At 66.6% G+C, this 1,501-nt stretch carries 1 protein-coding gene; it reads left to right on the forward strand.

What is annotated here, in order from left to right:
• Positions 1 to 78 precede the first annotated feature (78 nt).
• Positions 79 to 1,422 (forward strand): IS1182 family transposase, encoded by a 1,344-nt coding sequence (locus U1872_RS22260; RefSeq protein WP_332795050.1) that lies wholly within the window; start codon positions 79 to 81, stop codon positions 1,420 to 1,422.
• Positions 1,423 to 1,501 lie beyond the last annotated feature (79 nt).

The following is a 1,501-nucleotide window of genomic DNA, read 5'->3' on the forward strand; positions in this document are numbered from 1 at the left end:
GAGGCTGTTGAAAAATGGCTGCTTGCGACGGTGACGAGGGCGTGATTCACTCCTGCAAGGCGGCAGGGGATCACGGTCATGATGGGTCGGCAGATGGCACAAGGCGCGCTGTTCTACGGCTTCCGGCTCGATGAGCATGTGCCGGTTGACCATCTGCTCCGACGCATCGACGGCGTGCTGGATTTCGGCTTCGTGCGCGAGGCGCTGGCGTCGAGCTACAGCGCGAATGGGCGACCCTCGATCGACCCGGAGCTGATGCTCAGAATGCTGCTGGTTGGCTATCTGTTCGGCATCCGCTCGGAACGCCGCCTGTGCGAGGAGGTGCACCTCAACCTCGCCTATCGTTGGTTCTGCCGGCTCGATCTGGCCGACCGAGTGCCCGACCATTCCACCTTCTCCAAGAACCGGCACGGCCGCTTCCGCGCCTGCGACCTACATCGTCTGCTATTCGAGCAGGTAGTCGCGCGGTGCGCCGCGGCCGGGCTGGTAACGGGGCGCGACTTGGCGGTGGACGGCAGCACGATCATGGCCGACGCCAGCCGCGAGAAGAAACTGAAGGGGGCCGACGCCGCAGACGAGCTTCGTGCCGGGGAAAGCATATCGCGACCCGTCGCCGAATATCTGGCGGCGCTCGATGCCGCGTTGCCGCCGGACCCCGACGAACCGGCGCCCGTCGATCCGACCAGCATCTCGCCGACCGACCCGCAGGCGGCGCTCACCTGCAAGCACGGACCGGCGCGCTACGCATACGCCATCAACCCCCTGCTCGACCTCGACACCGACTGCATCCTCGACGTGGAGGCCACGCCCGCCCGCTTCGCAGCCGAGGTGGCGGCGACCCGGACGCTGGTGTCACGCGCCGACACCAGGCTGGGCATCAAACCCGCCAGTCTCTCGGCCGACAAGGCGTATGGTAGCGGTCCGCTGCTCGGCTGGCTGATCAACCGGAACATCACGCCATACATCCCGGTCATCGACCGGACCCGCCAGCGGGAAGCCTTCTTCACCCGGGATGCCTTCCGCTACGACCGGAAAGCGGATGCCTACCGCTGTCCGGCGGACAAGCTGCTCGGCTATTGCGGCACCAACCGGACCAAGCAGGTGCGTGTCTACCGAAGCCGGCCGGCCGATTGCACTGCCTGCGAGCTGAAGCCGAAATGCACCATCGGTCCGAAGCGGGGTGTCACCCGGCTCGTCAGCGAGGAAGCCCGCGATACCGTGCGCGCCCTTGCCGGCACCGACGCCTATGTGCACGCACGACGTCGAAGACAGCGGATCGAGCGCGTGTTCGGCCACCTGAAGCGCAACCTGGGGCTACGAACGCTCAAGCTGCGGGGCCTGTTAGGAGCAGCCGAGGAGTTCACCATGGCCGCCGCGGCATACAACCTTCAACTGCTCGCCCGGCAGGCCGCGCCGGCCTGATACGGGGCGTATCCTTCGGTGGCCGGCGTCACCAGTCATCCGCCACGCCTATTTCGCGCAGGCCTTTTTCAACAGCCTC

Source organism: Parasphingomonas frigoris (genome assembly GCF_036663815.1).
GTDB lineage: Bacteria > Pseudomonadota > Alphaproteobacteria > Sphingomonadales > Sphingomonadaceae > Sphingomonas.